The 6,104-nt window shown below is 74.2% G+C and carries 5 protein-coding genes and 1 tRNA gene; 3 read left to right on the top strand and 3 right to left on the bottom strand.

The window, feature by feature from the left end; genetic code table 11:
• The 3 genes from ACFP3R_RS18285 to ACFP3R_RS18275 form a co-directional block, all read left to right on the top strand.
• Nucleotides 1-517 (top strand): class F sortase (locus ACFP3R_RS18285; RefSeq protein WP_380637422.1); only part of this gene is annotated, 517 nt, incomplete at its 5' end.
• 52 nt (nt 518-569) lie between these two features.
• Complete coding sequence (locus ACFP3R_RS18280; protein ID WP_380637421.1) at nt 570-1,733, top strand: polysaccharide deacetylase family protein; 1,164 nt, start codon at nt 570-572, stop codon at nt 1,731-1,733.
• Nucleotides 1,734-1,995: 262 nt separating this feature from the next.
• Nucleotides 1,996-3,627 (top strand): DUF885 domain-containing protein, encoded by a 1,632-nt coding sequence (locus ACFP3R_RS18275; protein WP_380637420.1) that lies wholly within the window; start codon nt 1,996-1,998, stop codon nt 3,625-3,627.
• Nucleotides 3,628-3,723: 96 nt separating this feature from the next.
• Here the strand turns inward: ACFP3R_RS18275 and ACFP3R_RS18270 are convergent.
• From ACFP3R_RS18270 to ACFP3R_RS18260, 3 genes are all read right to left on the bottom strand, one after another.
• Nucleotides 3,724-3,797: transfer RNA gene (locus tag ACFP3R_RS18270), tRNA-Leu, on the bottom strand.
• An 87-nt stretch (nt 3,798-3,884) separates the two neighbouring features.
• A complete protein-coding gene (locus ACFP3R_RS18265; RefSeq protein WP_380637419.1) occupies nt 3,885-4,955 on the bottom strand; it encodes a SagB family peptide dehydrogenase in 1,071 nt (356 codons plus the stop codon).
• Nucleotides 4,936-6,102 carry an ATP-grasp domain-containing protein gene (locus ACFP3R_RS18260; protein WP_380637418.1) on the bottom strand — a complete coding sequence of 389 codons (1,167 nt, stop codon included), beginning with the start codon at nt 6,100-6,102 and terminating at the stop codon, nt 4,936-4,938. The genes ACFP3R_RS18265 and ACFP3R_RS18260 overlap by 20 nt, the downstream gene beginning before the upstream one ends.
• Nucleotides 6,103-6,104: the final 2 nt, after the last annotated feature.

The raw sequence follows: 6,104 nt of genomic DNA, 5'->3' as shown, positions 1-6,104 counted from the left end.
GGGGCCCGGCACCACGCCGTCGGCGCCCGCCACCGCCACCACCACGGCCCCGGAGCCTCCCCCGGCGCCGGCCGGGCAGCGCCCCGGCACGGTCAGGCTGCCGCGGGGCGGCCTGGCCACCCTGGTCCGCGCCGAGGTCTCCGCCGACGGCGTGCTGCCGGTCCCCGAGGGCGTCGGCGAGGCGACCTGGTGGGGCGTGGACCTGGGCGCGGCCGAGGGCGCGACGGTGCTGGCCGGCCACGTGAACTGGCGCGGCGCCACCGGCCCGTTCGACGAGCTGTGGCGGGCGTCGGTCGGCCAGGACGTCACCGTGGTCGACACCACCGGCACGAGCTTCCGGTACCGGACCAGCGCGGTGGAGACCGTCCGCAAGGACGACCTGCCCCACCGCGCGGTCGAGCTGTTCGGCCCGCGCGGCGGCCACCGCCTGGTGCTGGTGACCTGCGGTGGGCGCTGGGTCGGTGGTGACACCGGCTACGAGGAGAACCAGGTGGTCACCGCCACACCGGTGACGTGAAGGCAACCTCCCGCCGCACCCGGTCGTCCTGGTTGGTGTGAGGCGATGGGGCTTGGCGAGCACGGGCGTCGCGCTGGCGCTCACCCTGGTGGTGCTGGCCGTGATGGGGGCCCGCGACCCCGGCCCCACCGACGACGTGGGCGACCTGGCCTCCCCGCTGCCGATGGCGCCCCGCGCGACCACCGGCAGCAGCGCCGCCGCGGCCCCGCCGCCGACCGTGCCCATGCCCGCGGACCCGCCGGCGTGGATGCGCCGCGTGCAGCCCGGCGAGAAGCCGCCCCAGTTCGTCCTCTTCTCCTTCGACGGCGCGGCGTCCAAGCCGCACTGGGACCGCGTCCTGCCGCTGAGCCGGGAGGTCGGGGCGCACGTCACCGGCCTGCTCTCGGGGGTGTACCTGATCGCCGACCAGGACGCGGCGACCTACACCGGGCCCGGCCACCCGACGGGGCGCTCGTCGATCGGGTTCGGCGGCAGCCGGGCGGACGTGGAGCTGCGGATCGGCTACCTCAACGACGCCATCGCCGCGGGCCACGAGATCGGCACCCACTACAACGGCCACTACTGCCAGGGCGACGAGCCCAGCGTGGGCCGGTGGAGCACCGAGCAGTGGGACCGGGAGCTGGACCAGTTCTTCGCCGTCGTGGAGAAGGCGCGGGGGAAGGGCTTCGCGCTCGACCCGGCCGCCGTGCGCGGCGGGCGCACGCCGTGCCTGGAGGGCGACTGGGGCCAGGCGTTCCCGGCGATGAGGGGCCACGGCCTGGTCTACGACACCAGCCACGTGAGCCTGGGCGTGGTGTGGCCGTCGGTGCGGGACGGGCTGTGGGAGTTCCCCATGCCGGAGGTGCGCGTGCCCGCGCTGGACCGGCAGGTCGTGATGATGGACTACAACCTCTGGTACGCGCTCAACGGCGCCCGGGACGAGCCCGCGCGGGCCGACGACTTCAAGCAGGTCGTGCTGGACACCTACCGCTCGGTCTACCAGGCGGCGCTCAACGGCAACCGCGCGCCGGTGGTGGTGGGCAACCACTTCAACGAGTGGGCGGGCGGCGCGTTCAGCCGGGCCGTGGAGGAGTTCATGCGGGAGGCGTGCGCGCGGCCGGAGACGGTGTGCGCCACCTACACCGAGGTGATCCAGTGGATGCAGCTCCAGGACCCCGGTCTGCTGGAGCAGCTGCGGCGGATGCCGCCGGCGATGAACACCTCGTCGGGGGGTTAGTCCCACCGACCGCGGTGGCGCGGGCCGGGAGGACCCGGGCCGGTGGCGATCGCGCCGTTCGAACGGCCCGATCGCCGCGCGGCTGTTCGTCACCGGGAAAGCGGCGGGCAAACACATCGCGAACATCTTCGGGAAGTCGGACCCGCCGTTGTCCGAGGACGACAACCGACGGGTGCTCGCCGTACCCGCCTATTCGGATGGGGTGCAAATCGTTTCTCCGGCTAAGTACCATTTGGTTCAACTACGAAGGCGGAGGGTCTCCATGGGTACGACGGCGGAGTTGGCCGACGAACTGCTCGACGTGGTTCTCCGGCACTCACCGACCGGTGCGACGGTCCTCGGTGTGCCCGGTTACGACCACCTGCTCCCCGACCACCGCGCGGAGGCCGAGCAATCGCTGCGGGCGCGGGCCGCGGACATCGCGGAGCGCGCCCGCGCGCTGCCCTCCGACGACGACCCGGTGACCCGGGCGGTGGTCGTGCAGCAGGCCGGGGCGATGGTCGACCTGATCGACGCCCGCGGTGTCGAGTACACGATCACCGACACGTTCATGGGCGCCGTGGGCGAGCTGCTGACCGTCCTGCCGATGACCGTGCCGGGCGGCCCGGAGGGCGAGCAGGCGTACCTGGACCGGCTGGCCGGGGTCCCCGCGTTCCTGCGCGCGGTCGCCGAGCGGCACCTGGACGGGGCGGCGGCGGGCCGCACGCCGGTCCGGCACCTGGTGGCCAACGCCGTGGCCCACCTGGACCGCTACCTGGCCGCCGACGAGGACCCGCTGGCCAGGCCGGCGGGCGGCGAGGCGTTCGCCGCCGAGCGGGACCGGCTGCTGGCCGAGGTCGTGCGGCCCGCGGTGGCGGGCTACCGGGACGTCATCGCGGACATCGAGGGCCGCCCGGCCGACCGGGTCGGGGTGGGCCTGCTGCCCGGTGGCCAGGAGATCTACGCCGCGCTGGCCCGCCTGCACACCACCACCGACCGCACCCCCGACGACCTGCACCGGACCGGTCTGGAGCTGATCGCCGGGCTGGCCGCGGAGTACGCCGAGGTGGGGCGGCGGGTGTTCGGCACGTCGGACGTGGCCGAGGTGTTCTCCCGGATGCGCACCGACCCGGCGCTGCGCTGGGACTCGGCGGAGGAGCTGCTCACCGCCGCCCGCGCGGCCGTGGCCCGCGCCGAGGAGGCCGCGCCGCGCTGGTTCGGCCGGCTGCCCGAGCAGCGCTGCCGGGTCGAGCCGGTGCCCGAGGCCGACGCGCCCGGCCAGCCGATGGCGTTCTACGCCCCGCCGTCGCTGGACGGCCTGCGCCCCGGCACCTACTTCGCCAACACCCACCGGGTCGGGGAGCGGTTCCGCTACCAGTCGGAGGCCACCGCGTTCCACGAGGCGGTGCCGGGGCACCACTTCCAGTTCAGCCTGGCGCAGGGCCTGACCGGGCTGCCCGCTCTGCGCCGGTTCGCGCAGGTCACGGCCTACGCGGAGGGCTGGGGCCTCTACACCGAGCGGCTGGCCGACGAGATGGGCCTGTACTCCTCGGACGTGGCGCGGCTGGGCATGTTGGCGCTGGACTCGATGCGCGCGGGGCGGCTGGTGGTGGACACCGGGGTGCACGCGCACGGCTGGAGCCGGCAGCGGGCGGTGGACTACCTGGTCGAGCACACGCCGCTGGCCCTGGTGGAGATCGAGAACGAGGTCGACCGGTACATCGCCGCGCCGGGCCAGGCGCTGGCGTACATGGTGGGCAGGCTGGAGATCCAGCGGCTGCGGGCGGGGGCCGAGCGGGCGCTGGGCGACCGGTTCGACGTCCGGGACTTCCACGACCTGCTGCTCGGCGGCGGCCCGCTGCCGCTGGCCGTGCTCGACGAGGTGGTCACCGCGTGGGTGGCCGAGAGGTCCTGACGTGGTGGGGGACTCCGGTGGCGGGGTCCCCCTTCCGCGCGGCGCCGGGACCATGATCACCCGGTAGAAGGGTGAAACCGCGAACGGCGCAGGACGTGCCCCCGACGGGATTCGAACCCGTACTGTGACTCTTTTAAGGAGCCTGCCTCTTCCGATTGGGCTACGGGGGCAGCGGGGAGCTTAAGCCGTTACCGAGCGTTCGTGGGGCAGGTTCGATAGAAGTCGCCCGCACGGCTCAATGCGATCCGCTATTGCGCTCATTCAGGTAAAGGCCCCAGCGCGCTCATCCCGAGCACTACTTCGTGATAAGCGTCACACCGGAGTGCCTGTTCCAGGAGCTCATCCCGCAATGCTGCGGTGAAGCCGATACCAAAACCCATGGCCGTAGCAACCAGATATGCGGTTTGGGACAGATGTCCGACATCCATTTGCACAACGCGGTACGCGCGGGCCGTGTCGTAGCGCCAACTCGTCCGTTCCAGGACCCCGGTGTAGGCCAGGACGAGCGGCGCCCGGCCGACCCACTCCTGGTCCCCCGCCGCCCTCGCCATCTCGGCCGGCTCCCACGCCACCCCGAGGGGCTCCAGGGCGTGGGTGAGGCCGTCGTAGTGGTACCAGCCGGGCGCCAGGCCGTCGACGCCGCGCGCGTGCGCGTAGAGCTCCACCGGGTGCCGCCCGCCGCCGGACGGGCTGGTCTTGAACACCGTGCCGGAGCGGCCGATCCGGGAGCGCGCGGGCGACGGGCCCGCCAGCACGGCCAGCAGGTCGCCCACCCGGGTCACCGACATCCGGCCGGGGCCGAACTCCCGGGTGGTGCGGCGGGCCAGCAGCACCTCGCGCAAACCCCGGTCGCCCCACGCCGGTTCCTCCGAGGGCGGCGGCAGCAGCACGGCGGTGCCGCCGAGGCTGCGGAACGGGGCGGGGGCCGGGCGCACCGCCAGCTTGGCGTCCAGCGCCGCGTCGTGCTCGTCGGCGTCCTGGAACGGCGCGTCGACCAGGGTGCGGCTGGCGAAGTGGAAGTGCCGGGCCGCCTGGCCCCAGTCGCGCCAGCCCGCCAGCAGCCGGCGCTCCCGCTCGTGCCGCGGCGAGCCCTCCACCACCAGCACGCCCGCCTCGACCAGCTCGTCGACCACCTTGCGCAGCGCCGCGCGGTCGTCCTCGGCGAGCGGGGCCAGCAGCTCGTCCACGTCGGTGAACTCGGCGAACTTGCGGCACAGCAGCTCCGCCGTCTCGCTGATGGCGAACCGCCGGTGGTGCAGGTAGTCGTCCCAGACCACGGCGCCGTCCTGGTAGAACAGCGTCGCGTGCTCAGCGACCTTTGCCCGCACCCAAGAGCTCCTTGAACCGCGCCGCCACCCACTCGTGCACCGCCGCGGACACCCGGTGGTCCCCGGCGCGGTGCTCGAACCACCGCCAGTCGCAGTTGACGTTGACCTCCAGGAACACGTGGTCACCGCCCGCGACGAGCAGGTCGAACGCGGCCACCTGGAGGCGCCAGTGCCTGGCCAGCGCCAGCAGCCGGTCGGCCAACCCGCTCGGCACCTCGACGGGTGTCACCCGGACGGCCCCGGGGTCCACCCACAGCTGCGCCGGGTCCAGCTTGTCGACCTGGAAGGCCAGGCAGCTCTCCCCCACCACGAACACCCGCAGCTCGGTCTCGGCGGGCACGTACTCCTGCACGATCACCGGCGCGGACTCGGGCACGTCGCCGGCGCGGCTGGTCTCCAGGGGGCGCGGGAACAGGCCGTGCTGCCTGCCGGGGCGCGGCTCCAGCAGGTGGCGGCCCGAGGTCTTGACGATGCAGCGCCCGCCGCCCGGCCGGGTGCGACCGGGGCGGGTGGTGACGGTGGTGCGCGGCACGCGCAGGCCGAACGCGGCGGCGTCGGCCAGCTGGGTGAGCCGGTCGAGGTGGGCGGTGGCGCGGCTGGGGTTGACGTGCGCCCAGTCGCCGCGGCTGGCCAGCCAGTTCGCCACCGAACCCCACTGGTCCACGGCGTAGGCGCCGGCCAGGGTGCCCGGCTCGACCGGGATGGAGGCGAGTTCGAAGTGCCGCCGCCACACCAGCAGCGGGCGCAGCAGCCAGCGGTCCAGCTCCAGCAGCGGCTGGTCGGTGTAGACGGTGAGCGGCAGGTCGACCGAGCGGTCGGCGTCGATGCGGGCCATCCGGATGCCGCGCTCGGCGAGCGCCACGGACAGCTCGTTCATCTCCATGTCGGCGGCGCGGGCGAGCACCAGCACGCAGGGCACGGGGCCGCCGTCGCCCTCGTCGACCATGCCGAGGCGGTGGACCTGCTCCTGGAAGTCCAGGCACCGGGGCTGCGACCGGAAGAGGTAGTCCTGGCCCTGGAGGAGGAGCGGGACGGGTGGCGCCGGTGCGGCGGGCCGGGGCGCGGGCGGCGCGGCGGGCCCGGTTTCCGCAGGTCTGGCGACCTCGGGCGGTGGGACCCTCTCGTCCCCCCGCCCGGCGGCGGTCATCC

It is taken from the genome of Saccharothrix lopnurensis (assembly GCF_042658445.1).
In the GTDB taxonomy this organism is placed as follows: domain Bacteria; phylum Actinomycetota; class Actinomycetes; order Mycobacteriales; family Pseudonocardiaceae; genus Actinosynnema; species Actinosynnema lopnurensis.
This window is presented reverse-complemented; position numbering and strand designations above follow the sequence as displayed.